This is a genomic window from Cupriavidus sp. HE11 (assembly GCF_056097175.1).
In genome coordinates, this window is record NZ_CP184464.1 from 1,057,870 (window position 1) to 1,084,454 (window position 26,585).

At 63.3% G+C, this 26,585-nt stretch carries 25 protein-coding genes and 1 tRNA gene; 13 read left to right on the plus strand and 13 right to left on the minus strand.

Annotated elements, in window-relative coordinates; genetic code table 11:
- The first annotated feature begins 5 nt into the window (after window positions 1–5).
- The 3 genes from ACOABP_RS04955 (at window position 6) to trmB (ending at window position 2,159) form a co-directional block, all read left to right on the plus strand.
- Entirely contained in the window at window positions 6–1,151 is a 1,146-nt protein-coding gene (locus ACOABP_RS04955) for a hypothetical protein (protein ID WP_474227212.1), read from the plus strand.
- A gap of 75 nt (window positions 1,152–1,226) precedes the next feature.
- A tRNA-Gly gene (locus tag ACOABP_RS04960) sits at window positions 1,227–1,301 on the plus strand.
- Window positions 1,302–1,376: 75 nt separating this feature from the next.
- Window positions 1,377–2,159 (plus strand): tRNA (guanosine(46)-N7)-methyltransferase TrmB, encoded by a 783-nt coding sequence (gene trmB / locus ACOABP_RS04965; RefSeq protein WP_474227213.1) that lies wholly within the window; start codon window positions 1,377–1,379, stop codon window positions 2,157–2,159.
- 129 nt (window positions 2,160–2,288) lie between these two features.
- On the opposite strand, the gene ACOABP_RS04970 is transcribed toward trmB, so the two are convergent.
- The 8 genes from ACOABP_RS04970 to ACOABP_RS05005 all read right to left on the minus strand — a co-directional run bounded on the left by ACOABP_RS04970 (window position 2,289) and on the right by ACOABP_RS05005 (window position 10,289).
- Window positions 2,289–4,268 carry a hypothetical protein gene (locus ACOABP_RS04970; protein ID WP_474227214.1) on the minus strand — a complete coding sequence of 660 codons (1,980 nt, stop codon included), beginning with the start codon at window positions 4,266–4,268 and terminating at the stop codon, window positions 2,289–2,291.
- Window positions 4,269–4,271: 3 nt separating this feature from the next.
- On the minus strand, window positions 4,272–4,880 hold the full coding sequence (locus ACOABP_RS04975) for a DUF2304 domain-containing protein (protein WP_474227215.1): 609 nt from the start codon (window positions 4,878–4,880) through the stop codon (window positions 4,272–4,274).
- 358 nt (window positions 4,881–5,238) lie between these two features.
- Complete coding sequence (locus tag ACOABP_RS04980; RefSeq protein ID WP_474227216.1) at window positions 5,239–5,934, minus strand: glycosyltransferase family 2 protein; 696 nt, start codon at window positions 5,932–5,934, stop codon at window positions 5,239–5,241.
- Window positions 5,935–5,960: 26 nt separating this feature from the next.
- The gene (locus ACOABP_RS04985) at window positions 5,961–6,476 is read right to left on the minus strand and encodes a GNAT family N-acetyltransferase (RefSeq protein WP_474227217.1); all 516 of its coding nucleotides are present in this window, start codon (window positions 6,474–6,476) and stop codon (window positions 5,961–5,963) included.
- Window positions 6,477–6,478: 2 nt separating this feature from the next.
- The gene (pseC, locus tag ACOABP_RS04990; RefSeq protein ID WP_474227218.1) at window positions 6,479–7,666 is read right to left on the minus strand and encodes a UDP-4-amino-4,6-dideoxy-N-acetyl-beta-L-altrosamine transaminase; all 1,188 of its coding nucleotides are present in this window, start codon (window positions 7,664–7,666) and stop codon (window positions 6,479–6,481) included.
- A gap of 781 nt (window positions 7,667–8,447) precedes the next feature.
- Window positions 8,448–9,329 (minus strand): undecaprenyl-diphosphate phosphatase, encoded by an 882-nt coding sequence (locus tag ACOABP_RS04995; RefSeq protein WP_474227219.1) that lies wholly within the window; start codon window positions 9,327–9,329, stop codon window positions 8,448–8,450.
- 79 nt (window positions 9,330–9,408) lie between these two features.
- Window positions 9,409–9,975, minus strand: coding sequence for a DUF1439 domain-containing protein (locus tag ACOABP_RS05000; RefSeq protein ID WP_474227220.1), 567 nt, complete (start codon window positions 9,973–9,975; stop codon window positions 9,409–9,411).
- Between the two features lie 26 nt (window positions 9,976–10,001).
- Window positions 10,002–10,289 carry a YkgJ family cysteine cluster protein gene (locus ACOABP_RS05005; protein ID WP_474227221.1) on the minus strand — a complete coding sequence of 96 codons (288 nt, stop codon included), beginning with the start codon at window positions 10,287–10,289 and terminating at the stop codon, window positions 10,002–10,004.
- On the opposite strand from ACOABP_RS05005, the gene ACOABP_RS05010 reads away from it, so the two are divergent.
- From ACOABP_RS05010 to ACOABP_RS05030, 5 genes are all read left to right on the plus strand, one after another.
- Entirely contained in the window at window positions 10,204–10,404 is a 201-nt protein-coding gene (locus ACOABP_RS05010; protein ID WP_474227896.1) for a hypothetical protein, read from the plus strand. The genes ACOABP_RS05005 and ACOABP_RS05010 overlap by 86 nt on opposite strands.
- A gap of 124 nt (window positions 10,405–10,528) precedes the next feature.
- Window positions 10,529–11,311, plus strand: a complete 783-nt coding sequence (locus ACOABP_RS05015; RefSeq protein WP_474227222.1) for a TetR/AcrR family transcriptional regulator — start codon at window positions 10,529–10,531, stop codon at window positions 11,309–11,311.
- A 237-nt stretch (window positions 11,312–11,548) separates the two neighbouring features.
- A complete protein-coding gene (locus ACOABP_RS05020; RefSeq protein WP_474227223.1) occupies window positions 11,549–12,202 on the plus strand; it encodes a protein-L-isoaspartate O-methyltransferase family protein in 654 nt (217 codons plus the stop codon).
- A gap of 13 nt (window positions 12,203–12,215) precedes the next feature.
- On the plus strand, window positions 12,216–12,539 hold the full coding sequence (locus ACOABP_RS05025; RefSeq protein ID WP_474227224.1) for a rhodanese-like domain-containing protein: 324 nt from the start codon (window positions 12,216–12,218) through the stop codon (window positions 12,537–12,539).
- A 163-nt stretch (window positions 12,540–12,702) separates the two neighbouring features.
- The gene (locus tag ACOABP_RS05030; protein WP_474227225.1) at window positions 12,703–14,184 is read left to right on the plus strand and encodes a TolC family outer membrane protein; all 1,482 of its coding nucleotides are present in this window, start codon (window positions 12,703–12,705) and stop codon (window positions 14,182–14,184) included.
- A 22-nt stretch (window positions 14,185–14,206) separates the two neighbouring features.
- Here the strand turns inward: ACOABP_RS05030 and ACOABP_RS05035 are convergent, their stop codons facing one another.
- The 5 genes from ACOABP_RS05035 to ACOABP_RS05055 all read right to left on the minus strand — a co-directional run bounded on the left by ACOABP_RS05035 (window position 14,207) and on the right by ACOABP_RS05055 (window position 20,225).
- Complete coding sequence (locus tag ACOABP_RS05035; RefSeq protein WP_474227226.1) at window positions 14,207–15,493, minus strand: O-antigen ligase family protein; 1,287 nt, start codon at window positions 15,491–15,493, stop codon at window positions 14,207–14,209.
- A gap of 94 nt (window positions 15,494–15,587) precedes the next feature.
- Window positions 15,588–16,409 (minus strand): DUF4377 domain-containing protein, encoded by an 822-nt coding sequence (locus tag ACOABP_RS05040; RefSeq protein ID WP_474227227.1) that lies wholly within the window; start codon window positions 16,407–16,409, stop codon window positions 15,588–15,590.
- Between the two features lie 84 nt (window positions 16,410–16,493).
- Window positions 16,494–17,768 (minus strand): lipid IV(A) 3-deoxy-D-manno-octulosonic acid transferase, encoded by a 1,275-nt coding sequence (waaA, locus tag ACOABP_RS05045; protein ID WP_474227228.1) that lies wholly within the window; start codon window positions 17,766–17,768, stop codon window positions 16,494–16,496.
- Window positions 17,768–18,859, minus strand: a complete 1,092-nt coding sequence (gene waaC, locus ACOABP_RS05050) for a lipopolysaccharide heptosyltransferase I (protein ID WP_474227229.1) — start codon at window positions 18,857–18,859, stop codon at window positions 17,768–17,770. Before waaC ends, waaA begins: the two co-directional genes overlap by 1 nt.
- Window positions 18,840–20,225 carry a phosphomannomutase/phosphoglucomutase gene (locus ACOABP_RS05055; RefSeq protein ID WP_474227230.1) on the minus strand — a complete coding sequence of 462 codons (1,386 nt, stop codon included), beginning with the start codon at window positions 20,223–20,225 and terminating at the stop codon, window positions 18,840–18,842. The genes waaC and ACOABP_RS05055 overlap by 20 nt, the downstream gene beginning before the upstream one ends.
- A gap of 288 nt (window positions 20,226–20,513) precedes the next feature.
- Between ACOABP_RS05055 and ACOABP_RS05060 the strand changes: the two genes are divergently transcribed.
- From ACOABP_RS05060 to ACOABP_RS05080, 5 genes are read left to right on the plus strand one after another with little or no spacing between them, the layout of a single operon-like run.
- A complete protein-coding gene (locus tag ACOABP_RS05060) occupies window positions 20,514–21,650 on the plus strand; it encodes a glycosyltransferase family 4 protein (protein ID WP_474227231.1) in 1,137 nt (378 codons plus the stop codon).
- On the plus strand, window positions 21,647–22,966 hold the full coding sequence (locus ACOABP_RS05065; RefSeq protein WP_474227232.1) for an exopolysaccharide biosynthesis polyprenyl glycosylphosphotransferase: 1,320 nt from the start codon (window positions 21,647–21,649) through the stop codon (window positions 22,964–22,966). Before ACOABP_RS05060 ends, ACOABP_RS05065 begins: the two co-directional genes overlap by 4 nt.
- Window positions 22,966–24,117, plus strand: coding sequence for a glycosyltransferase (locus tag ACOABP_RS05070; protein WP_474227233.1), 1,152 nt, complete (start codon window positions 22,966–22,968; stop codon window positions 24,115–24,117). Before ACOABP_RS05065 ends, ACOABP_RS05070 begins: the two co-directional genes overlap by 1 nt.
- Entirely contained in the window at window positions 24,117–25,367 is a 1,251-nt protein-coding gene (locus ACOABP_RS05075) for a lipopolysaccharide biosynthesis protein (RefSeq protein ID WP_474227234.1), read from the plus strand. Before ACOABP_RS05070 ends, ACOABP_RS05075 begins: the two co-directional genes overlap by 1 nt.
- Window positions 25,364–26,464, plus strand: coding sequence for a glycosyltransferase family 4 protein (locus ACOABP_RS05080; protein WP_474227235.1), 1,101 nt, complete (start codon window positions 25,364–25,366; stop codon window positions 26,462–26,464). Before ACOABP_RS05075 ends, ACOABP_RS05080 begins: the two co-directional genes overlap by 4 nt.
- Window positions 26,465–26,585: the final 121 nt, after the last annotated feature.

Here is a 26,585-nt window from a genome sequence, read left to right on the forward strand (position 1 = left end):
CCGCCATGGCCCTGGCCCTGACGGCCGGCATCGCACACGCCGACGCGCCCGCGTCGGCACCGGGGGCACAGGCGGCGCCAGGGGCTCCATCGGCCCGTCCGCAGATGCCGCCTGACGAGAAAATCCTGTTCCAGCCGCGCCCGCCCGCTGGCTGGAGCGAGGCCGCGCAGGCGACCGTCTCGGTGCCGGCCGGCACCATCCTGCTGCTGGGCAAGAAGTACGTTCCCACGGCGCCATGGCAGCCCGACTGGGACGAGTCGCTGGTGGTCACCGTGGTGCGCGGGGCTGGCTACGACACCGCCGCAGCGGTAGCGCGCGGACGCAAGTCGCAGACCGAGTTGCACACCAGTCTCTGCCGCGTGACCCCGCAAGTCATGTACAACGACAGCGAACCGGCGAACGGCTATGCCGCCGCGATGGACGTGCTGTTCTGCCCCAACGATGGCGAAGGCAAGGCATCGTATTCGATCGGCAAGTTCATCCGGGGCCGCGAGAACCTCTATGCGGCGCATCGCATCTGGCGCTTTCCGCCTGCCGACCGCGTGCCGGTGACGCTCGAAGAACAACGTCGCTGGATTGGCATCCTCGCAGCCGCCGTCGTGTGCGACGACACGCCGGGCGGTCATCCGTGCAAGATCGGACCGGGCCCGTGGACTGCCATGGTGCCACGCGAACCCTCGGCCTCGGCGTTGGCTACCAACCGCATCATGGCGACCCTGGCCCAGCAGCAGCCAGGATCCGGTGCCCCCAACGCGCCGGCCCAGGCCTCTCCCGCCAGCCGGCTCTATGGCGTTGTGCTGGAGCAGGCGTCACGACCCGCGCTACGCCGCGCCATCCAGGAAAACGGCCTCATGCCGATCCGGCTCGACCTGATTGACGGCATCGACAGCTACAAACCCGGCCCGGAAATGGCCAACGCCAGCCAGCTCGATGTGCGCTACCGGGGCGACGGCAGCTTCGTGTCGGCGGATTACATCTTTCCGCCGGACACCGACGTGGAACGGCTGGGCGACATGCTCAAGGGCCGCTTCGGCAACCTGCCGCCTACCGCCTCGAACCGCGATGCCGTGCGCTGGCAAGCATCCCCGGCCCTGCAGGTCGAGCTGCGGCGCGAGGCAAACCGCGTGGTGCTGTCGTACAGGAGGATGTAGGCACGGATGCCGGGGCGGCCACGCCAGCCGGCCCGGCCATCCAACCATGCTACAATCCGCCCCCAGTAAGCCATGGCGGGCGTCGTATAATGGCCATTACCTTAGCTTCCCAAGCTAAAGACGTGGGTTCGATTCCCATCGCCCGCTCCACTTCTCATCTGACAAGCCGCCTCTGGCACCCGGTCAATGGATGACCGGCGATCCGCCCGGCGGTTTTTTGTTGCCATGCTTCCCCAAGACACGAACACCGACACGCTGCCGGGCGACGACGCCGACGGCGCCAGCGGACAACCTGCAGACGCCACCCCTGCCAATCCGGGTGACGAGGTCGCGCATCCGCGCCGCATTCGCTCGTTCGTCAGGCGTGCCGGACGCACGTCCACCGGCCAGCAGCGCGCCATCGACGATCTCGGTCCGAAGTTCATCGTGCCCTACCAGGCCGAGCCGCTGGACTGGGCCGCCACGTTCGGCCGCGAGGCACCGTCGATTCTTGAAATTGGCTTCGGCATGGGCGAAACGACCGCGCATATCGCCAAATTGCGTCCTCAGGACAATTTCCTGGGCTGCGAGGTCCATGAGCCCGGCGTAGGCGCGCTGCTCAAGCTGATCGGCGAGAACGATCTGCAGAACGTGCGGATCATGAACCACGACGCCGTGGAAGTCATCGCACATATGCTGACCGAGCAGTCGCTGGACGGCGTGCATATCTTCTTTCCCGACCCCTGGCACAAGAAGCGCCACAACAAGCGCCGCCTGGTGCAGCCACCCCTGGTAAAGGTGCTGGCCAGCCGCCTGAAGCCGGGTGGCTATTTCCATTGCGCCACGGATTGGGAAGAGTACGCGCACCAGATGGTGGAAGTACTGGACGGCGAGCCGACGCTGGAGAATACATCGAAGGCTGCGGGCGGATTTGCAGAACGCCCCGATTACCGCCCGGTGACCAAATTCGAAAAGCGCGGCGTGCGGCTAGGCCATGGGGTTTGGGACGTGGTATTCCGGAAGCGGTAAAGACTGTTATCGGACCAGCGCGTAAGTCGACGCGCTAGTCCCATCACCATACCGGCCTCCAGCCGGGATCGTGATCTCTCCCTCCGGGCATCCGCCAGTATGGCTACGCGAGCAATGCCACCGAAGCGACTATCGTTGCCGGGAAGAAGAGGCGGCGCCCGTCCTGCCGATGACATTCCATGCACCCGGCGAGACTTCCTTGGTCTTGTATGCGACCGTACCGGGGGCATCCCTGAATTTCAGGCGATAAACGCTGCCATGACCGAGTTCCTTGGCGGCATCGCCCAGCGGGAATATCTGCTCCACTGATACCCATGCGGGCGGAGATTCAATCGCGCCTTTCAGGCGCTGACCTCCGTCCATGTAGATGTACTGGAAGCCGTGTTCGTGCACTTGACGCCAGAATCTCTCGGAGTTATCAGGATTCCATTTGATGGAATCATTCTCGACCTTGTTATTTGTGGTCTGGATCAGGTCAGGCCTTAACCAGAACCTGTAATACGAGTCGAGAAATACACGAGCGCCAAGAGGCGCGTCGTTATTCAACGCAACATAGCTATCTCGTGAGAGCATTTCGCTGGTACTGAGCGTTCGCCCTGCTTCTTCCGGTGTTTGCTCCGCAAACAGATACTTGGAAGCAAGATCGACCGGAAATACCACCCGCGACCAGTGCTGGTAAAACAGATAGCAGCTGACCAGAACAAGCGCCGCGATCACATCGCTCGCAGCCCAGCCAAGACGACAAAGGCGATCCGCCGCAAAGGCTATCGGGATTGCCAGTATCAGCAACGTCGCCAGAAAATATCGGGGCATCGGCACCGACGGGAAAAGAAGCACCCATGCCACCAGACCCGCTACGCTGGCAACAAGCAAGGCCGTGACTTGCGACGGGACGGCATTCTTTTTTAGCGGCAGCAACAACAGAAGCGGCAAGAATGCCAGCAGCAACGGCGACATGTTGCCCAATTGGCCCCAGTATTTTCCGAACACGATCGTGAACGGATAGGTAAGCACGATATGGCGCGTCGTTTCTGCGGAAAAATAGCTGAACGATTGACTCGCACCGGCTAGCGAACCCAGCAAGACATAGTTCTTGGCAAAATGCGGGATAAAAGCGAGCGACGATGTCAGCGCAACAATAAGTCCGTCGTAAAACCCGGCCCGCAGCAGCGCCACGCGCTCACGTGGCTCGTGCCAGCACGTGGCCAGCTGACGCAATTCCCGGTAGTACATCAATATTGCAATACTCGGCAGCAAAGCGACCACATAGCTGAGCTTTGCTATCAGCGCGCAACCAGTAAACAGGCCAAGCAGAATTAGCGACGATCTACGGCTGGGACCATCCCAGCATTTCAGGGCGCAATAGATAGCCGCGACACCATACGATGCCGCAAAAAAATCCGTCTTGCCGGTCATCAGAATGGCGATAGCGGTCGAGGTGACGACAATCGTCACGACGATCACCTGGGCACGCCGCCCGAGCCCAGCCGTCCTGCCAACTGCCATGAGTATGCCAAGACCGGCCAACAGCGTTATCCAACCGAATAACCGCGGTGAAGCGTCGGGCATTCCCAAAAGAAACAGGGATGCCAGCTGCATTTCTGCAAGCATCCCGACATTGGTAAACGTCTCGTAACCGGGCAGGGGAACCAGCCGGTGAGACGCGGCTACGACTTTCGGAAGCGCGAGATAATAAGCAAGAGCATCCCCGTCCACGAAACTCGATATCGAGGCACTCCAACTCAGCAGCAGAAAGGTTGCTGCCAGGGCAACCAGCTTCCACGGCAGCGGCGCCCGGCAGAAGGCAATACCGCCGTCGATGAGTCCGCCCGGGACTTTCTTTGCTGCCCGGTACAGCGGAAGGACGGCATAGGCTGCGAAAGGCGCCGCCAACGACAGCAAGACGCCCTTTGTGAATACTCCTGCCAGTGCAATCAGCAGCGTGGCGCTGCCAAATACGCCTTGCCCGAGGAGAAAGAAGAGCAGGAGTTCAGTCGACGGAGATTCAATTGCGCGGCCAGGCACCAGCCTGAACACTGCGGCGCCGGCACCAATGCACGCCAGAGAGAAGAGGAGGATCGGAAAGAAAACTGATACGAGATGCTCCATGGCTTAGTGCAGATATTCGGCCTGCAAAGAGTCCATGAACGAGACAAGCGTCTGCGACAAGGAGTCTTTGGCAGTGAAATCGCCCGTATACAGCCCAAACATGTAAATGACCAGCCCCACCCAAAGGCATGAAACAATCTGCTGGGTTATCGACTTTTGCGCCTTCGAGGCAGATTTCGGCGACTCCATGTTCGATGCAACATCGATTGCACCGAGGGCCGCACCATCTTCCTGAGCCGGGCCCATGGTGGATTCGCCCACTGTTCGCGCTCTGCGCAGTTGCTCGCTCACGAGTGCGAGTTCCTGATCGAGCAACTTCAGCTTCTCCGTCTGCATTGACACTTTCGATTGAATGTTCAGGACGACGAAGGCCAGCAATGCCACGCCGAGATCGATCATTCCGCGCAAGATGTCGCCTCCACCCACTCTGGCCACAATGCGAGTTGCCCACTCGCTGCCAACGTACAGCAGGCCCAGCGCGACCAATCCGACGAGCCAGCCGACGCCCACTTGCGTACTGATGCGATTCCGCCGAAGCTGCTTCAGCGCATACATGAAAAGTACGATAACAATCAGCAGCTCTGGTAAGTTAAGCTTCAGCGTACTCAGCATTTCGGTTACCTTTTATATCTGCCCGGCATCAACCGGTGTGTTGCATAGATTGAATTTGACGGCGGAGATACCTTGGTGAAGCCGAATCTCGGCAACACAGCAGGAACGCTGGCGCGCGAGTTCAGCAATGGGCTCAAGCTCGCCCGCCTGAACTGCCGCTGAGCCCCCTGAAACCCGATGTCGCGCATCCCGCAGAGAATGACGGCGGGAATCCAGATGCCATATTTCGATGCTTCGACTTTCGCCGGACCCGCGGCCATGCAACCATGCTCCTGGTCCGCACAGAGGCCCGAGTGGCCCACGAGCTCAAGCACGGCTATGGCAGCCTGAGCGTCAATCTACAGCGCTTCGCGCGGATTCAGGCTGCAACGACCATCAAGCCGATAAATCCGACTATCACCTTGAAGGGATAGAGTGCCGCTTTTCCGATGGTGAAAAGAGATTCACCTGCAGCGCGGCGACGCATCTTGATCGGAACTTCGGTGATACGAAAACGGGCGCGATGCAGCATACAGAGCGCCAATGCCTCCGGATGCTCCACGGGATAATCACGCGCAAAATAAGTGAACGCCGCCCGATTTAACGCCCTGTACCCCGATGTGGTATCGGTGATGCGCAACTTCGTCGCCAGAAACAGGATTCCCGATGAGAAGTACATGCCCATCCGGCGAGGAAATGACGTCTTGTAATCGCGATCGAAATCGTCGGGCAAATAGCGCGAGCCAATCACACAGTCCGCGACACCGCGGCGAATCGGATCGAGGACTCTTTCCAGCCATGCAGGATTGTGCTGGCCGTCTCCATCTAGTTGAACGACGACATCGTAGTTGTTGCGCACCGCGTATTTAAACCCGGTCTGAACCGCGCCTCCAATACCAAGATTGGCGGCCAAGGACAGCACCGGCGCTCCCAACGACAGCGCAACCTCTTCCGTCGCGTCGGTCGAGGCATCATTGACCACCACGGCATCGTGCCCGGAAAGTTTCACTTCCGCGAGAAGTGCCGGCAGATTCTCTGCTTCATTGTGAGCAGGGATAACGATAAGGATTCTCATAAATTCTCAAATGCGAGATCTTGTCGTTAATAAAAACGCGATTGATCAACGCGACTCTTGGAAGGATGTGCACTTCGCTCGAATCCGAGCTTGTCCACTATATATTTGTTGATTCCGCCTTCCCTGTGGGACGCCACGAAGCCAACCGATCGAAAAAGGCGTTCGCTATTTGTATTGTTTTCTCGAATCTCGGCCAGCACCACGATTTCGGGCCTCATGGAGAAAAAATACGACAGCGCGCGGCCGAGCAAGGATTTGCCTGCCCCCTTCCCGCGTGCTTCCGGCGCCACTACGATGCTGATTTCCCAGTGCTCGGCGTCAAGCAGATCGAAACGAACCATCCCGATCTTGCATGCTTCGTCAACACCCACGAGGAGCAACCTCTGCGGATCGCTCAGTGCTTTCGAGTACCACTGGCGATGTTGCTGCTCATCCAGCACGCCGGTATTCCGAGACATTGCCCGGCTCGTGGGGTCATTGCGCCACCGTAGAATATCAAGGCAATCACCCTCTGCTGCGAGGCGCACGACCAGGGCAGACATGGCTATACGGTGTAATGCTGAACCACCTTGGTCGTGGCATCCACCACGTCCTTGACATCCTGATCCGTCATTGCCGGGAACAATGGCAAGGTAATCAACCGTTGGTAGGCATCTTCCGCCACTGGCCAGTTACCTCGCGTGTATCCAAGCGACGCGTAGTAGCTCATCCAGGGGATCGGCACGTAGTGCACGTTTACGCCGATATTCTCCGCCCGCAGGGCCTCGAACACGCGATCTCGTCCCACCCGGAGTTTTTCCAGTTGAAGCCTCACGACATAGAGATGCCATGCAGAGTCACAATCAGGGCGCACCTGGGGTCGCTGCAGGCCAGGCAGATTCGCAAATGCACTCTGGTAGATCGCAGCAATGGCGCGACGGCGCTCCAGCCAGCTATCGGCCTTTGCCATCTGGCTCACGCCCAAAGCGCAATTGATATCCGGGATACGGTAATTATGACCAAGAGTATTTACGTCATAGAGCCAGGACTGCGCTTTTGAACGTTCATGCAGATCGAGATCAATCCCGTGGTGCCGGAACGAGCGAATGCTATTCGCAAGTTTCAAGTCGTTCGTAAGAACCATCCCGCCTTCGCCCGTCGTCAAATGCTTGACCGGGTGAAAACTCAAGGTGGTCATATCCTGCAGCGTTCCGACCTTGCGCCCCTTGTAGGTCGCGCCAAGCGAATGTGCAGCATCCTCGATGACCGTCAGCCCGTGCTTCTGTGCCACAGCGCGAATCGCGTCGTGATCCGCCGGATGACCAGCAAAGTCTACGGCCACTATTGCCTTGGTTTTGGACGTGATCTTGCGTTCGACGTCCGCAGGATCGAGGTTCAATGTGTCGGGCGACACGTCGGCAAAAACAGGTTTCGCGCCCATGTAAAGCACGCAATTGGCGCTGGCGACGAAAGTCAGGGGCGGAACGATGACCTCATCACCGGGACCGACGCCCGCAGCCCAGACTGCAGCATGAAGCGCAGCCGTCCCTGTATTGACGGCGACCCCTGCCGTGGCGCCTGTATATTCAGCCACGGCATTTTCAAATCGCCGCACCATCGGGCCAGTGGTCAGCCAATCTCCTCGCAGCACTTCATCAACCGCCAATCGGTCTTGTTCATCGATGATCTGCCGTGCATATGCGAGCATTTTTTGCCGAACAGGAAAGCCCCCATCAATTGCTAGTTCTGTCACTCGCCGCCCCAATTATCTTGTCTGCAACAGAAATTATCGCACACAATGTGTCGGGCAGGAACCGGATCGTCCCAATCCAAACAACAAAGACCCCAGCCCGTTGACTTCACCAAAAAGCAGGGAAAGTGAGGATATGCGGATGGGATAAATCGTCTTTTGCGTGCAACTTCGCTCAGTGCTAATGCAATGCGTAGTCGCCAACATTAACTCCCGTATGGCTGCGCAGCGACAGACGTCATGCGGCGCAATCGACGGGCTGAACACGCCGCAGCGTAGACGGGGAGCGGCATCGCGCTGGCCGCGAATGGCAGGTGCATTCATGCCCACCTCAGGCCCGGGCCATCACCAGAAGCACTGACCACTGAAGCGAGCGCACCTGAACCGCTTCCTATTTATGGTTACAGCTGCTCGGCGATTTGGATGAAATTCGCCCGACGTTAGGCCTTATATTCTGACAGCATTTAATCGCGAACCATTTACAACAAAATAATCCGCACCGCCGATCAGCAATATGGGAAGGAAGGATGGTTTGCCGGAAGAAGCCACTTCCGGCACAACAGGGGAAATGGATATCAGCGCATCTGAGAATACAAGGATATAACCGGATCTGGCATGTCCGCAAATCGAACGCAGCACATTTGTCGTGCCAACCAACAGTGCGGTTCGGAAAGGTAGAGATCGACCCGCACACATCAAAAGTGGACGCCGACACGTTACCTATATTGCCGAACCGCACCCCCTATATCTCCCCATGCGAAAATAGTGGGAAGCTTTCAGCACTTCACGCGTGCCAGGACACGAACCCCGTCCAGGCCGTCAGCAACACGATAATCCCGAAGGCAATCCGGTACCAGGCGAATGGCTTGAAATCGTGCGTGGCCACGAACCGCAGCAGCCAGCGCACGCACAGGAACGCCGACAGGAACGCGAACACGAAGCCGATACCGAAAATGCCCAGGTCATCTGCAGACAGCAGCGCCCGCGCCTTGTACAGCTCGTAGACCGTAGCGCCGAAGATCACGGGAATCGCCAGGAAAAACGAGAATTCGGTCGCTACCTGGCGCGACAAACCGAACAGCATGCCGCCGATAATCGTGGCGCCAGAGCGCGAGGTGCCGGGCACGAGTGCGAAACACTGGGCAAGGCCCACCTTCAGGGCATCGCGCCAGGTCAGGTCATCGATCGATTCGATGCGCGGAGCGCCAGCCTTGGCTGCTTCCAGCAGCGCATTGCCCTGCGGATGCGATACGGTGCCGCGGCGCCCTTCGCGCCATTCTGCCCAGAGAATCACCACGCCGCCGACAATGAATGCCAGGGCCACGGTGATCGGGTTGAACAGATGGGCCTTGATCCATTTACCGAACACCAGCGCCAGGACGATGGCCGGCACCGTGGCAACGATCACGTTGATCGCAAAGCGCTGCTGCTTCGGATCCGAGACCAGGCCGCCCAGCGCGGCGCCGATACGGCGCCGGAACTCCCAGCAGACTGCCAGGATCGCGCCGAACTGGATCACGATCTCGAAGATCTTGCCCTTTTCGTCATTGAAGTCCAGTAGTTGCCCGGCAAGGATCAGGTGGCCGGTGCTGGAAATGGGAAGAAACTCGGTCAGTCCTTCGACGATGCCGAGAATCACAGCCTTGAGGGCGAGTGCAATATCCATATGGACTCAAAAAGTAGGCGCGAATGGCGGCGTGCCCGCCAGCGTTGCCCGAAGGCATCGCATTATTGTTGCTCTGGATTTACGGCCGATTAATCTTGACGTTGATACCGTCAGGCAGGACCGTGATTGTACCGGGCTCCGCGCTGGTGCCAGCCAACCGCAACTGCTCCGGCTTGAACGTATACAGCGGATAGTCCTGCAGCAACTGCTCTGACAGGATACCGCCCAAAGCATTCAACTGGCGTGAAAACTGGCCCGGCAATCCCTGCACGTCGAACTGCTTGACTTCGGGGTCCTGCAGTACCAGCGAATGGCTGGGCGGGTCGTAACGCAGTGCGCTGTCGAGTGCAAAGCGCCCGGTCAGCGGCTGGCGGAAAAACAGCCGGTTATCGATCGTGGCATCGAAGCTGACGAGCACACGATTGCGCGTGGAGTCGAGCGCCAGCTGCGGATTGGCAAGCTGGATGTCGAACACTTCCATATAGCGCTTGTTGAACGGAAATTTTTTCGCCAGTGCGTCTTGCAGCTGGCTTTGCGAGAATGTGTACTCGCTGCGGAATACGCTGCAGCCCGCGAGCCAGCCCGTGGCTGCCAGCGCGGTTACACCCGCAGCGGCCAGCCAACGCCGGCGCGTCATCGCAATCATGCATGCCTCTCCATCAAACAGCCTGGTCAGGCCACTGCTGCAGCCGGCGCGGTCGCCTGCTCAAGCCGCGTCAGCCAGACCATCGCTGATTCGCGGGAATCCCCGCACATTTCGGCCGACGGACGAAGTCCGCCGCAGAACGCCGGCCGCTCCGGCTGCCCGAACACCGCGCAGCGCATGTCCGCCATCAGTTGCGCGCACCGCTGACCGGCCGGCTTGCCATTCGGCATGCCCGGCAAGGGTGACGTGATGGAAGGCGCGATGCAGCAGGCGCCGCAGCCGGCACGGCAGGTGGGTTCAGACTGGCACGACATGGTGAAGGTTCAGCGGCAGGATGCCGACAATACAATGACGGCGCCAATACGGCGCCACGTCGGCATTGTGCCTGACCCGATCCGCGAGACCTGCAACAAAGCGCAACTTGAGTAACATGAGTCACTTTTACCGTTCGTCGCACGCCGCTTGACCCCGCAATTCCGGTCCTCTACATTACTGACCGACAAGTTATTAATATCGCGATGCACCCCGATGCAATCGCTCTGGCGCCTGTCCCGTGAGCCCTGCCCTGCCCAAGAAAGATCCCGACACCCGCCGCTGGAGCCGGCGCAAGGCCGCACGCCCGCAAGAGCTGGTGGCTGCCGCGCTGACACTATTCGTTGAGCGCGGCTACGCGGCCACCCGATTGGAAGACGTGGCGGCAGCAGCCGGCGTTTCGAAGGGCACCGTCTATCTGTATTTCGCGAACAAGGAAGAGCTGTTCAAGACCGTGGTCCGCGAGAACATGGTGCCGGCCCTGACCAAGGGCACGGATCTCGTCGACACCTACGAAGGTTCCACGCCGGAGCTGCTGCGCGAGCTGCTGCTGGGCTGGTGGGGCCTGATTGGCGCTACACCGGTGGCGGGCCTTACCAAGCTGATCATTGCCGAATCCGGCAATTTTCCGGATATCGCACAGTTCTACCAGGACGAAGTCATGGGGCCTGGCGACGAACTGTTTGCCCGCGTGCTGGCCCGTGGGGTGGCGCGCGGCGAGTTTCGCCAGGCGCCTGCCAACCCCACGACCACGCTGCTGTGCGCGCCGCTGGTGTTCCTGATGCTCTGGCGCAGCGCCTTCAGCCAGGTGAACGTGCCGGTCATCGACCCCGACGCTTTCCTGGATCAGTTGCTGCATACGCTGCTGTTCGGCCTGACCACGGGCGCCGCCCGCGACACCCCGCTGCCCGTGCCTCAAGGCCCTTTTGTCTGGGAACGGATCCGCGACGAGCTGATGGCGGAGCGCGCCACCGCGCAATCGGGGCAGTCCGGCCAGGACGAAGCACAGGCCAATCCGACATGAAGACACCCCACGCCGGACACCGGCCCGCGTGCCACGGCGCAACGCTAACCGTTTGTAAACATGCCAGCCCCGTTGGCGGGGGTAAAATAGTGGGCTTTTGCGTAACATCCCGACACGCGGCGGCTCTGGCACCCGGCGGGACATGGCAAATCCGGCATCAATCGAAACAACAGCGCTGACGGCGGGACAAACCCGGCTGGCGGCGCAACCCCGCAAGCATCTGGAAGGAAAGGCAAGATGGATCTCGAAAAAGCCCGATTCAACATGATCGAACAGCAAATCCGCCCATGGGACGTGCTGGACCAGGAAATCCTGGACCTGCTGGCCGTGGTCAAGCGTGAGCAGTTCGTGCCGCAGGCCTACGCCGCGCTGGCCTTTGTCGACATGGAGATTCCGCTGCCGGGCGGCGAGAACATGATGCCGCCGCGCGTGGAGGCCCGCCTTCTGCAGGACCTGAACGTGCGCAAGCACGAGAACGTGCTGGAAATCGGCGCCGGCTCGGGCTATATGGCCGCGCTGCTGGCTGCCCGCGGCCGCCACGTGGTGACCGTCGACATCCGCCCGGAACTGGTGGCACTGGCCCGCCAGAACCTGGCCAATGCCGGCGTGACCAATGTGGAAGTGGCAGAAGGCAATGCTGCCGAAGGCTGGGCAGTGGCCGCCCCGTACGACGTGATCTGCATCTCCGGCTCGCTGCCGGAACTGCCGCAGTCGATCCTGTCGCAAGTCAAGGTTGGTGGCCGTATCGCCGCCATCGTCGGCGAGGCACCCGTGATGGAAGCCCGCATCATCACGCGCGTGTCCGAGACCGAGTATCAGGTGGTGAACCTGTTCGAGACGCTGGTCAAGCCGCTGCAAGGCGCCGCGCAGCCGTCCCGCTTCAAGTTCTGAACCGGAGCCAGCCATGCAGGTAATCACCGCCCCCGAACTGGCGCAATGGCTGTCTGATGCCAACCGCGCCAAGCCGGTGTTGCTGGATGTGCGCGAGGACCTGGAAGTGCGCACCGCCGCGATGCCCGGCATCACGCATATCCCGATGGGCCAGATTCCGGCCCGTCTGAACGACATCGACGAAGACGCCGAGATTGTCTGCATCTGCCACCACGGTGCGCGCAGCATGCAGGTAGCCAGCTTCCTGGAGCGCCAGGGCTACGCCAAGGTCTGGAACCTGACCGGCGGCATCCACGCCTGGTCGACCCAGGTCGATCCGTCCGTTCCGCAGTATTGATCCGGAAACGGTCCCGGCAGCCCGCCGGGGCCGTACCACCGCGCAGCACCCCAGCCGTACCCGCAGCATCCGCAACATCCGAAGTACCCCGTCCCTGGCAGTACCACCCGTCGCAACCTATCGATCGTTGGCCGCGCGTGCCGCTGGCCGAGCTGGAGATGTCATGAGTTTTGCGCTTTCCGCCGTGCCCGTAGCGGCCAGGAAACCCCTGGTGCTGGCGGCCGCCCTGCTCACGTGGCTGCACATGCCGTCTGCGCTGGCCGCCGATCTGCTGCAGGTGTATCGCGACGCGCAAGCCAACGACGCCCAGTTCGCCAGTGCCCGCTCCCAGCTGCTTGCCACGCGTGAAAAGCTGCCCCAGGGCCGCGCGGGCCTGCTGCCGCAGGTCGCCGGTACGGCTGGCGCGCAACGGACCATGGCCGACTACAGCTCGCCGGTAGACACCACGCGCTACTTCAACGCCAATACCTGGGCGCTGCAGCTCACGCAGCCGCTGTTCCGCTGGGACCGGTGGGAAACGTACAAGCAGGGCGAACTTGCGTCGCTGGCGGGCGAAGTCACGTTCCAGCAGGCGCAGCTGGACCTGATTACGCGGGCGTCGCAGGCGTACTTCGACGTACTGGCGGCGCAAGACAATCTCTACCTGGCCGGCGCACAGAAAAAGGCCATCGGCGAACAGCTGGAACAGGCCAAGCGGAATTTCGAGGTGGGCACGGCCACGATTACCGATGCCAATGACGCGCAGGCCCGCTATGACCTGGCGACGTCGACGGAAATCGCAGCCCAGAGCGCGTTGGAGGTGACCCGGGCAACGCTGCAGCAAATCACCGGCAAACCCGTGGACGACCTCATGGGACTACGGCCCGAGGCCCAGATCCCTGGCCCACAGCCGGCCGATGTGAACGCGTGGGCATCGCAGGCCGAGCAGACCAATCCGCAGGTGGGGCTGGCAGGCTACAACCTGGAGACCGCCCAGCGCGAGACCAACAAGGCCAAGGCGGGCCACCTGCCCTCCGTGGACCTCGTGGCGTCGTACGGCTACACCAACGCCCAGGGCACGGCTACGCAACTCAGCAACGTGGGCAGCCGCTACAACTCCGGCGTGGTAGGCGTACAGCTGAATATTCCCATCTTCACGGGCGGCCAGATCCAGTCGCGCGTGCGCGAGACCCTGGCGCTGGCCGACAAGGCCGCCAGCGACCTCGAGTTCGCCCGCCGTACCGCGGCACAACAGGCGCGGCAGACGTACTCCGGCGTTTTCAACGGGCTGGCCCAGGTCAAGGCCCTGGAAGCCGCCGAACGCTCGGCGCAGAGCGCGGTGGAATCGAACCAGCTGGGCTACGAGGTGGGGGTGCGGATCAATATCGACGTGCTCAACGCCGAAGCGCAGCTGTTCTCCACGCGCCGTGACCTGTTCAAGGCCCGCTACGACGCCATCATGAACGGCATGCGCCTGAAGGCGTCGACCGGCACGTTGTCCGAAGACGATGTGGTGCAGATCAACACACTGCTGACGCAGTTGCCGGGGGCGATGTACAAGTTGCCGGCGAAGGCGCGGGTGGGGGCGGTGTCGGGGGCGGTGCAGGGACGTGGGACCGGGGGACGCCGCGAGAATGGAATCGTCCCGAGCGCCCCGCGCAGCTGATTGCCGTTACGGGAGCGCCGGCTCAGGCTGCCGTACCCACCGTCGAGGCCGAGCGGGGCTTCGTCCCGTTTTTGGCGACGCTCTCCACGCGCGCGGCACAGCTTGCCATCCCCAGCAGCAGGCCAAGAAGGCCCGCATAGAACACGACATTGGCCTGATGCGCCATCGTGACCTGCGTCAGCCCACAAATCAGCGTCGCCATCACAAACCCCATCCCTGCCCCGCCCAGGCTCACGCCTGAGGCCGAGCGCCCGTTTCGGCTTTGCCGAAGCGCACGCCAGAACAGCAGCGCAGGCACCAGGAACAGCGCCAGGAACGTGGCGAGCCCGAAGATGCCGGTTGTCGAGGCTACCTCGACAATATCGTTATGCGCATGCTCGAGGACGCAGACTGTCGATTTTGGCTGCTCGTGGCAATACGGCGTGGCATGCAAGATCCGGGCGAACTGGCCCACACCGATGCCATCCAGCGGATGCTGCGCGAAATACCCGACGCCCAGTTCCCAGATCTTGAGCCGCACCCCCACCGAGGTCTCGTAGTTGCCATGCCCGAACTCATGGACGTCGTTGAGCGCCAGGTCCACCCGGCTCGACACCGGGCTGCCCGGCATCACATAGGCGCCAACCGCCAGCACGACAATGCCCGCAAGCGCCGCCAGGAACATCCTGACGCCCACCCGGCGGTAGCGGATCATCAGCATCGGCACCAGCGTCAGCACCATGGCAACCATGGCCCCCCGGGTGCCATTGAGCATCAGAATCGCGACCCCGCAGATGACATTGAGCCATGCCTGGGCATGCGCCTGTCGCGTGTCGCCCGGCCGCGCAAAACCAATCAGCGCCAGCGCCGCCACCATATTGGCAAACGCAATCGCCTGAATCCACGCCGATGGCCTCGGCTCGCCCTGCACGAACTTCTGGTAGCCCACGATCAGGAGCGCCAGGACCAGGGCTACGGAAATGCCGCGCCACAACCATGCCGGGTTGGGCGCCGTGCGAACCACCACCCAGCAGGTCAGGATCGCAAGCAGTATGCGCGAGGGGTTGTCGATGACATTCCACGGCGTCTGGTGGATGAACTTCGACAGCAGGACGACCACCAGGAACGCGAGCACCGCAAGTCCCAGAGGCCGCATGACGTTCACATGCTGCCGCCACGCCTGGCCCAGCTCGCGCCAGCCAACGATTGCCAGCAAGACGACTCCGGCGAGAAATACGCCGGCGCCACGCGGCACGCACAGCGCCAGGATGGGAAACGCAAAGACAAGGGCATCGGCCATCGTTGACAGCCGGTTATTGCGGATAGACATAGGGTACTGTGTAGTGACGCACAATGCACATACAGACCAGGATGCATCGCTGGCGACACGCCAAATCAACCCAGCATTCTAATCGATCGCCCTTTCACTTCCCCCTACGCCGCTCAACCACTTCAAGCAATTGCCAGCGGATGGCCGAGGCATCAGCCGGGGGATTCGGCACCTGGTATTCCCTCACGCGCAGCTTGTAGGTGATACCCGGCTCGAAATCGAGGCCTTCGATCGGCCCGTACCAGAGCTGCCACGGCGCATCGGCCGATTCCCGCCAGCGGTAGCATTGCAGCTTGCCAGCGCCGGTGCATTCCACGCGCTGCGAATCGATATAGACGATCTTTTCGCGGCCGGGCACACCGCCGGTGGCCGGGTCCACCTTGTCGCCGCGCCGGCCCACGCCTTCGCGTTCGACAAACTGCAGCAGATCGCCGTCGGCCGTCTTCCAGATGATCTGGCGGCCCATGGCTCCGGCGGATGGCTGCGTACCGACGGTGGTGAACGGCGACTGCATCGCCTTCAGCAGCGCCGATTCCGTTTCCATGCGCGGGCCCGGGCAGGCCATGCGCGTGCCGGCGACACGGTCGAACCGGATGCCGGTATCGGTCTTGCCATAGCCTCCGGTGAAGCGATTACAACCGCTGGTGCCATTGACGGCGCCTTGCGACGAGTCAATGCCATCGCTGAAATTGAAGACGATGGGCTCGCCGTTGTCGCCATGCGGAATGTCACGCAACGTGCCGTCTGGCATCTGCCAGCGCACCAGTTCCCAGCGACTGGGGCCGCTGGAGCGGGTTTCGTTGAGGCTGGCGCTGGCCGATGGATTGTCAGGCGGCTGGCCCGTGGCGCAGGCCGACAGCATGGCGGCGGCGCCAAGCAACAGAGTCATGACAAGGGGACGCAGAACGCTTTGCATGGGTCGACTCCTTCAGATTGCCGCGCAAGCGCAGCAAAATCCACAAATCCCGACCAGTCTAGCGCCCTGCGCGCCGTCTGTATGTCAGCGCAACACTGGCGCCAGCGCGCCAAGTGTCCGAGCTGTCGCCCCCCGGTGCAGCCCCGCGAACGTCAGCGCGTTTGCCCGCATCTCGGCCAGCCGGGCCGGTTCGCCCAGCACGCCGGCCGCCGCGGCCATCAGCTCGTCGGCATTGGCCACGCGCAGGCAGGCGCCGGCGGCGATGGCATCTTCGGTGGCCTGCGCAAAATTGAACGTGTGCAGGCCCATCAGCACCGGCGTACCGACCGCGCAGGCTTCGATCAGGTTCTGGCCGCCCAGCGGGATCAGGCTACCGCCGATATAGGCGATGTCCGATGCCGCGTAGTACATCGCCATCTCGCCCATCGAATCGCCAAGCACGATGTCGGCCGTAATGGGCGCGGTCGCCTGTTCGATGTCGAGCGCACTGCGGCGCTGCACCGTGAAGCCGGCGCGCGTAGCCATGGCGGCGACTTCATCGAACCGCTGCGGATGGCGCGGCACCAGCAGCAGCGCGGGACGCGTGGCGCCCGGCCAGCGCGAGAAGGCCTCCAGGATCAACGGCTCCTCGCCCTCGCGCGTGCTGGCAGCGGCCAACACCTGGCGGCCGCCGAAGGCGCGCCGCAGAAGCTGCCCTCGCGCCATGCCTACCTCTGGCGGCTGCATGTCGAACTTCAGGTTGCCGGTGATCTGCACCGATTTCACGCCCAGCGCCCGGTAGCGCTCGGCATCGCCCGGCGTCTGGGCCAACACCATCGTGAAATCGTTATATAGCGAAGCCGCCGCGCTGCCGAAGCGCGCGGTGCGCCGATAGCTGCGCGGCGACAGCCGGGCGTTGACCAGGAACAGCGGCACGCCGGCACGCCGGGTCACATGCACCAGGTTCGGCCAGACCTCCGTTTCCATGATCAGCCCGGCGTCCGGCCGGAAGTGCGACAGGAAGCGCCGCACCATATAGGGCACGTCATACGGCAGGTAACACTGCTGCACGCGCGGGTTGCTGCCGTAAAGCTGCGCGCCGGTCTGCCGCCCGGTAGGCGTCATGTGCGTGAGCAGCAGCCGGTGTTGCGGATAGGCGGCCAGCAATGCGTCGATCAGCGGCTGCGCGGCGCGTGTCTCGCCCACCGACACGGCATGAACCCAGAGCCATGGGCCGTCTGACGGCAGGTCGTCATAGCGCCCGAGGCGCTCCCCCACGTGATGAAGATAGCCAGGTTCCTTGCGCGACCGCCACGTCAGGCGCAGCAGCGCCAGTGGCAGGATCACCAGCCACAGCAGGGTATAAACAAACCGAAGCATCAGACGGAGACTCCGCGCACGCGCCGCGCGGCGGCATAGACCTCATCGACGTCGGGCACGATGCCGTCGTCGCCCACATTGGCGATGCGATCCGACCAATAGCCCTCGGTCTTCCAGCGCCATGTGGCTGTGTAGATTTCGACGGTCGGCCGACACAATGCCGCAGCGATATGCACGAGACCTGTATCGACACCGATCACCACCTCGGCCCGGTTGATCAGGCCAAAGCCCTGCATCACCGAGAAGCGCGGCAGCACCTGCGCGCCGGGCATGCCGGCGGCCAATGCCTCGGCGTCGCGCCTTTCCGATTCGCTGCCCCACGGCAACAGCACGGCAAGCCCTTCGGCATGCAGCTTCTGGCCCAGCGCATGCCAGTTCGCCACCGGCCAGCGCTTCTTCGCGCCCGCTGTCGCATGGAAGCAGACCGCATAGCGCGCCGGCAGGCCGGCCCACAGCGGATCATCGACATGAAGCGTGCTGGCGGCCGGACCAAAGAAGCGCGGCGGCTCCGGCGGCGTGGTGCCCGTCAGCGCCGCCCCGAGCAGGCGCGAGCGCCGCACGGAATGGGTCTGGCGGGGCACCTTGACCGGCGCCGTGTAGAACAGCCGCGCCGCCGGCTCGTAGCCCGAGCCCTGCGTGGCATTGCCCAGGCCAATGACCGGGGCGCCTGCAGCGCGCGCAGCCGTGTACGCGACGATGGCCGTCTTGAGCAGCCCCTGGGTTTCCAGCACTGCGTCGTAGGCCTGTTCACGGATGGCCGCGCGCAACGCCCCCACCTCGGCCCAGGTCTCGCCCTGCCAGAAGCGCTTGCGCCAGCGTCGCAACGCAAACGGAATCACGCGGCGCACTTCGGGCAGCAGCTTCACCAGATCGACATAGCCCTCTTCCACCACCCAGTCGATCTCGGCCTCGGGCCAGCGCGCGCGCAGATCATGCACCAGCGGCATGTTGTGCACGACATCGCCCAGCGACGACACCTTGACGATCAGGATGCGTGGCCGGGCCGGCAACGCAAACGCCCCCACCGCCGCCAATGGCTGCGGTGGGGTCTTGGCCGATGGCTGCACGACCTCAGAACGGGAGCTTTGCATCCGGTTTTTCCGCCAGGATCACGCGCTTGAATTCGGCCTGGATACGCGCCAGCGCGGCATCGTTGTCGGCCTCGAAGCGCATGACCACCACGGGCGTGGTGTTCGACGGCCGGGCCAGGCCAAAGCCGTCCGGATACTCCACGCGCACGCCGTCGATCGTAATCACTTCCTTCGCGCCCTCGAACTTCGCATTGGCTCGGATCTTGTCGAGCAGCGTGAAGGCTTCGCCCTCAGCGCACTTCAGTTGCAGTTCCGGCGTGCAGTTCGAGTTCGGCAGCGCGTTCAGCACGGCGCTCGGGTCGGCATGGCGCGACAGGATCTCCAGCAGGCGCGCACCCGTGTAAAGGCCATCGTCAAAGCCGTACCAGCGGTCCTTGAAGAACACGTGACCGCTCATCTCGCCGGCGATCGGCGCGCCCGTTTCCTTGAGCTTGGCCTTTACCAGCGAATGGCCGGTCTTCCACATCAGCGGTTCACCGCCATGCTCGCGAATCCACGGTGCCAGCTTGCCCGTGCATTTCACGTCGTAGATCACCTGCTGACCCGGATTGCGCGACAGGATTTCCTCGGCAAACAGCATCAGTTGCCGATCCGGGAAGATGACCTGCCCGTCCTTGGTGACGACGCCCAGGCGGTCGCCATCGCCATCGAAGGCCAGGCCCAGCTCGCAGTCGGTCTCGCGCAGGCACTTCATCAGGTCCTGCAGGTTTTCAACGTGCGCGGGATCGGGATGATGGTTCGGGAAATGGCCATCGACGTCGCAGAACAGCTCCACGACCTCGCAACCCAGCCCGCGGAACAGGTCGCCGACGAACGCCCCGGCCACGCCATTGCCGGCATCCAGGGCAATTTTCATCGGGCGGGCCAGCTTGACGTCGCCAACGATGCGGTCCAGGTACTGCTGGCGGACATCCACCAGCTTGTAGCTGCCGCCACCCTTGGTGAAGTTGCCCGCGTCGATGCGCTGGCGCAGTGCCTGGATCTGCTCGCCATAGATGGCCTTGCCGCCCAGCACCATCTTGAAACCGTTGTAGTCGGGCGGATTGTGACTGCCCGTGACCATGATGCCGGACGTGGCGCGGCGGCCATCCAGCTCGATATTGGTACCGAAATACACCATCGGCGTGGCAACCATGCCGAGATCGATCACATCCAGGCCGGCAGCGCGCAGGCCTTCGACCAGCCCTCCCAGCAGATCCGGGCCCGAAAGACGGCCGTCACGGCCGACCACCACGGCTTTTTCGCCAAGTTCGACGGCGGCCGAGCCAAACGACAGGCCGATATGGCGGGCCACTTCCGGGGTCAGCGACTTGCCGACGATGCCGCGGATGTCATAGGCCTTGAAGATCGAGGGATCAATTTGCATGTGGCTTCCTGGAAACAAGGTTCATCGTGCGATTCCACCCCTTGGCGGGACGCCTCGGGAGGGGCGCGGGCAGGGCGCCAAAAAGCCGTATTGTGCCGGATTGCGCGTGGCGCAGGCGCTATAATCGCCATCAGCCGCCCCTTCAGGGGAATTTTTCGGCGCTTTTTGACTGCCATCGGTCTGCCCGCGCACGTTTTTTCCGACAACCGATCCAATCAGAGGCGGCCGACGGGTGTCCGCCGCATTGCTGCGCGTGCCATCCCCTGTTCGAGACCTCCGCCATTGTCCTTGATCACGTCGACTGAACGGCCTCGCATCGCCTGTCTCATCACCAATTCCGAGACCGGCGGCGCCCAGAGCCACGTTGCCGACCTGCTGCGCGCCCTGCGCGGGCAGGCCGACGTGACGTTGCTGGCCGGCGGTGACGGGCCGCTGTTCGACCTGGCCCGCGACCTGGGCATTCCTGCCATCCGGCTGGCCACGATGAACAATGCCCTGTCGCCATTCAAGGCCGTCGGGGCATTGCGCGAACTGATGCACGCATTGCGCGAGGCGGCGCCCGACATCCTTCATACGCACAGCGCCAAGGCAAGCGCGCTGGGCCGCATCGCCGGCAAGCTGCTTGGCATACCGGTGGTCTATACGGTCCATGGCTTTGCGTACAAGCCGGCGGCGCCGTGGAAGCGGCGCACCATCGCGCGGATGGTCGAATGGCTGCTTGCACCCCTGACCAGCCACGTCATCTGCGTGGCGGAGGCCGAGCGGGCGATGGCGCGCAGCCTGCCGATCCGCGGCGGCAATATCAGCGTGATTCCAAATGGCATCGCCGACGTGGCGCCTCGCGCCAATCCGGCCGACGCCATGCGGCGCGTGGTCACCGTCATGCGGCTGGCGCCCCCGAAGCGTCCCGACGTCCTGATCGAGGCGTTTGCGGCTGCGCAGTTGCCCGACTGCGAACTGGTCATCGCCGGCGACGGACCGCAGCGCGCCAGCCTGGAACGACTGGCCGGTCAACTGGCCCCCGGACGCGTGCGTTTTGCCGGCAGCATCGGCGACGTTCCCGCCCTGCTGGCCAGTGCGCAGTTGTTCCTGCTGGCCTCCGACCACGAGGGATTGCCCATTTCCATTCTCGAAGCCATGCGCGCCGGGCTGCCGGTGATCGCCAGCGATTTGCCGGGCATTCGCGAACAGCTTGGCGACGGGTGCTGCGGCGTGCTGTTGCCGGGCAACGACCCGCGTGCCTTTGCCGACGCACTGCGCAAGGCCGCCGCCGACGCGCCGGGGCGCGCTGCGGCAGGCGCGGCCGGCCGCCTGCGCTGGGAGCAGGCGTACGGCCTGGAGCCCATGGTCCGTGCCACCTGGGCGGTCTATCAACAGGTGCTGGCCGGCAGCCGCCAGGCCGACGCACGCGCTCAAGCATCATGAATACCCTGCACACCGGCTCCCTGCGGCGCAATGGTTCGGGCACGCCGGCCCGGTCGGAGACGATCCGGCGGGCCAGCCGCATGATTGCCTGGGCCGCCGTCGGCCTGGTGCTGTTCGGCATCAACGCCGCATTGTCTGAAGCCGCTCACCAGGCAGGCTTTGTGACCCACATCTTCCCGCGCACGCTGCTGTGGTCGATGCTGCCCTACCTGGCGGCGTTCCTGCTGGTGCACCGCGCGCTGCATCTGCCGGCCATGGAAGGCGCCAGCATTGTCGGCGTGGCAGCCACCCTGCCGTTCGCGCTACTGCTGATCGTCTATGCGGGGTTCCATATCGAGTACTCGCGCGGCGCCGTGCTGGTGGGCTACATCACCACGCTGGCCTGGACGTGGCTCGGCTATCGCCGCTACGTGCAGAAGTACGTGCCGGTGTTCGGCTACATGGACCCCGAAACCCTGCAGCACCTCAACCGCATCATCTCGATGCCCGGTGCCAACCCGCCCGCCACCACGCGCTTCGAGCAGATTGGCTCGCCCGAGGAAGCCGTGCATTGCGACGGCATCCTGGTGGAACGCGGCCTGACCGCCGATCCGGCGCGCACGCGGCTGCTGACGCAATACCGGCTTGGCCACCTGCGCATGTACTCCGTGGAGCGGATCGGCGAGATGCTGACAGGACGCGTGGGCCTGGACCATATCGACGAGAACTTCTTCGACGACTACGCCGACCACTACCTGTTCGACTACATCAAGCGCCTGACCGACATCGTCGCGGTGATCGCGCTCGCCCCGCTGGCCATCCCCATCGGCCTGGCCGTGGCGCTGGCGGTCAGTATGGAAACCCCGGGTGGCGCGCTGTTCCGCCAACGCCGCGTGGGCCTGTTCGGCAAGCCGTTCACGATGCTGAAGTTCCGCAGCATGGGCGCGGACAAGCAGGCGCCGGCACAGTTTGCGCTGCGCCAGGATCCGCGCGTGACCCGCGTGGGCCGCATCATCCGCAAGTACCGGCTCGACGAGATTCCTCAGCTGTGGAACGTGCTGGTTGGCGAGATGAGCTTTATCGGGCCGCGCCCGGAGCAGGTGCCGATGGTCGATGAATTCTCGGACACCATCGCGTACTACCCGTACCGGCACCTGGTGCGCCCGGGCCTGTCGGGCTGGGCGCAGGTGCAGCAGGGATATGTCGGCACCCATGCCGAAACGGTGACCAAGCTCAGCTACGACCTGTACTACGTCAAGCACTGCTCGTTCGCGCTGGACCTGTTGATCGCGGTGAAGACCATACGCACGCTGCTGACAGGGTACGGAGCGCGTTGATGACATCGACCGCGCCTGCGGGGCGCTCGCCGATGCGCATCATGCTTGTCACGACCGGACTCAAGGTCGGCGGTGCCGAGCACCAGGTGGTGGCGCTGGCCCGTGCCTTCCTGGCAATGGGCCATGCCGTTGCCATCCTGAGCCTGTCGCCGGGGTGCGAGATCGACATCCCGCCGGGCGCGCACGTGGTCGAACTCAATATGCGCAAGACTCCGGCCGGCATGCTGCGGGCGCTTGGACAGGCGCGGGCACTGGTCCGCAACTGGCAGCCTGACGCCATCCACGCGCATATGGTCCATGCCAATCTGTTTGCCCGGGCCCTCACGCGCATCGTGAAGTGTCCGCCGCTGGTCTGCACGGGACATAGCTTCCGCGAAGGCGGACGGCTGCGCATGGCGGCCTACCGGGTGACCGATAGCTGGGCGGCAATTACCACGCATGTCAGCAATGATGGCCGCGACGGGATGATCGCCGCAGGCGGCGTGCCGGCTTCGCGCATTATCGTGATGCCCAATGGCATCGACACCGACCGCTTCCGGCCTGACCCGGACGCGCGCCTGGCAACCCGCGCCCAGCTTGGCGTTGGCGCCGACACCCGGTTGCTGCTCAACGTTGGCCGGCTGGTGCCGGAGAAGGCGCAGGAGACACTGATCCGCGCCTTTGCCCGCGCCGAACCGGCCATTTCCGCCCACTTGCTGATTGCCGGCAACGGTGCGCTGCGCCAGTCTCTGGCTGACCTCGTGGCGTCCCTGGGTATCGGGTCCCGCGTGACGCTGCTCGGGCAGCGCAACGACATCCCCGCACTACTGAACGCCGCCGACGCCTTTGCGCTGTCGTCAAACGTCGAAGGCCTGCCAATGGTGCTGGTGGAAGCGCTGGCATGCGGCTGCCCGGTTGTCTCGACCGATGCGCCTGGCGTGGCGGAAGTGGTCGGCGACCTCGGCACCATCGTGCCGCGCGGCAATGTCGAGGCACTGGCTGCCGCCCTTGGCGATACCCTGCGGCCTGGCCGCGGAACGCCCGCCATGCAAGCCACCCGGCGCGAACGCGCACTTGCAAAGTTCTCGATCGACGCCGTGGCACAGCGCTGGCTCGCCCTCTACGCGAGCCTGCCCGGCACGGCCGTCATGCCGCATCCGGAGGCAGCCTGATGCGGCGACGCGTAGCAGGCAATCTGCTCTGGATGCTGGCAGAACGCGGCCTGCAGGTGGGCGTAGGCATCGGCGTAGTGGCGATGCTGGCACGCGCGCTGGGGCCCGAGGGCTTTGCGCATTTCCAGTATGCCCAGTCGATCGTGCTGATCGCGGCTTCGTTCGCGCTGGTGTGTAGCGCAGAAGTCGTGGTACCCCGGCTGGTTGCAGCTCCCACGCCAGCTGCGGAGCATCAACTGCTCTGGCAAGCCTTTGCACTGCGCCTGGCGGGTGGTTTCCTCGGATATCTGCTGATGTGCGCGTATCTTGGCATCACCACGCCTCTGGCCGACATCTGGCACGCTGCGCTAGTGCTCGGCATCGCCATTCTGTTGCGCGAACCGGTGGGCGTGGTGACAGCCTGGATGCAGGCCCATACCAACAACCGACCCGGCACGCTGTTCAGCCTGGCCGCCCTGGCGATCAAGGCGTCGCTGGTCGGCGCACTGTTCGCAGCGCATGTCACGGACGTGGCCGCATATGCGGTCGCGTTCACGGTGGAAGCCGTCGTGCTTGCTGCCCTGCTCGCCGCCTTCTACTTCCGCCAACGCGCCACGGGCGTTGCCCGATGGCAGCCAGCGCTGGCCCGTGAACTGCTGGGCGCCGGCACACTGTTCTGGATCAGCTTCATCCTGATGATGGGGGCACGCCGCATCGACCAGCTGATCCTGCAGCCCGCCGTGCCGGCCGCCGAGTTCGGCGCCTACGCCGCGTGCATGCAGATCCTGGACAATTTCACGATGGTGGCGACGATCCTCGCGGCCGGCATCGCACCGAGCTATGTCTACGCGCGCCAGCGCTTTGACGATGCGCACGCCAGCATCGGCCGCATTGCGCTGGGCCTGGCAGCACTGGGGCTTGCCGGTGGTCTGGCCATTGCCGCGTGCGCACCGTGGATCGTGGCGCTGCTGTATGGCCATGCGTTCGCGGCCACGGTCGGGCTGCTGCGTATGGCGGCGATCATTTCCGCGCTGGTGTTCGCCGACGTCGCGCTGACCCTGCTGGCCGCCCACCTGCGCAAGCCGCGCTGGGTGGCCATCAAGTGGGCGCTGGTCCTGGCCACGATCCTGGTGTGGGACCTCGTGATGATCCCCCGCCTCGGCAGTTGGGGCGCAATCGCCGGCTATGCGCTGGGCAACGCCGTCGCCGTGATGGTTGGCGCCGTGCTCTGGTGGCGGCACCGGCCCGCGCGGCAAATGGCATCGGCATGAGCAAGCTGCCCACCGTCTGCTTCCTGACCGGCACGCTGAACGCCTTTGCCGGCGCCGAACGCATGACGGCCGTCATCGCCAATGCGCTCGCGGAACGCGGCTATCGCGTGCGGATACTGAGCCTGTGGGATCGCGCCAGCGTGTTTCCGCTGCACGCGGATGTTGTGCACGACGCTCTGTTCGAGACGCGGCCATCGTTCAAACGCCAATACCTTGCCACGGTAGCAGGCATCCGCCGGTTCGTTCGCCAGCACAAGGTCGATGTGCTGATCGAGGTCGACACAATGCTGACGCTGTTCACGCTGCCGGCTACCGCAGGCCTGAAAGTGCGGCGGATTGCGTGGGAGCATTGTCATTTTGACGAGGATCTGGGCAACCCCCTGCGTCGCCTCGCACGCAGGATTTCGGCTCGAACCTGTGCCGCAATTGTCGTCCTGACCGAGCGCGACAGGCAGCGCTGGCTGCAAGCATTGGGACCTCGCAGCCGCGTGGAAGCGATTGGCAATCCGCTGCCGTTTCCTTTCCCCGAAGCACCCGCCGTGCGGCGTAGCCGGACAGTGCTTGCGGTAGGACGACTCGTTCCTGCCAAGGGTTTCGATGTGCTCCTAGACGCGTGGAAGCAGGTCGTGGCCGGACAACCCGACTGGCGGCTGGTCATCGTCGGCGAAGGAGAGGAACGCTCCGGTCTCGAAGACCAGGTGAACAGGACCGGACTCGGGCGTCATGTGGAAATGCCGGGGGCGCAGGCAAAAATTGCCACCTATTATCAGGAGGCTTCCATATTCTGCCTCAGCTCACGATACGAAGGATTTGGCCTTGTCCTGCTCGAGGCAATGGCATTCGGGTTACCCATCGTCTCCACAGACTGCGAAGCAGGCCCAAAGGAAATAATCTGCGATGGCGTCAATGGGCTTCAGGTACCTACAGACGATTCTCAGGCCCTTGCAATGGCATTGTCCCGACTAATCCGGGATAAGAATCTGGGCGACGCGCTCGCTTCCAATGCCCGTGACGATGCGAGCAAACGTGATGTCGGTGTCGTCATGTCACAATGGCTTGCGTTGTTGCACGGGCAAAACCATAGCCTGCTCGCTTAGGCACCGCTGTCGGACTGCCCGACATCACTGCACCTCAGGCTTTTCTGAGGCATTTTCAGCTTGTTCCACGCTACGCCGGAAAGCTCCCGATTTTTTCGGATCGTCCGAGTGCCAGGTACAG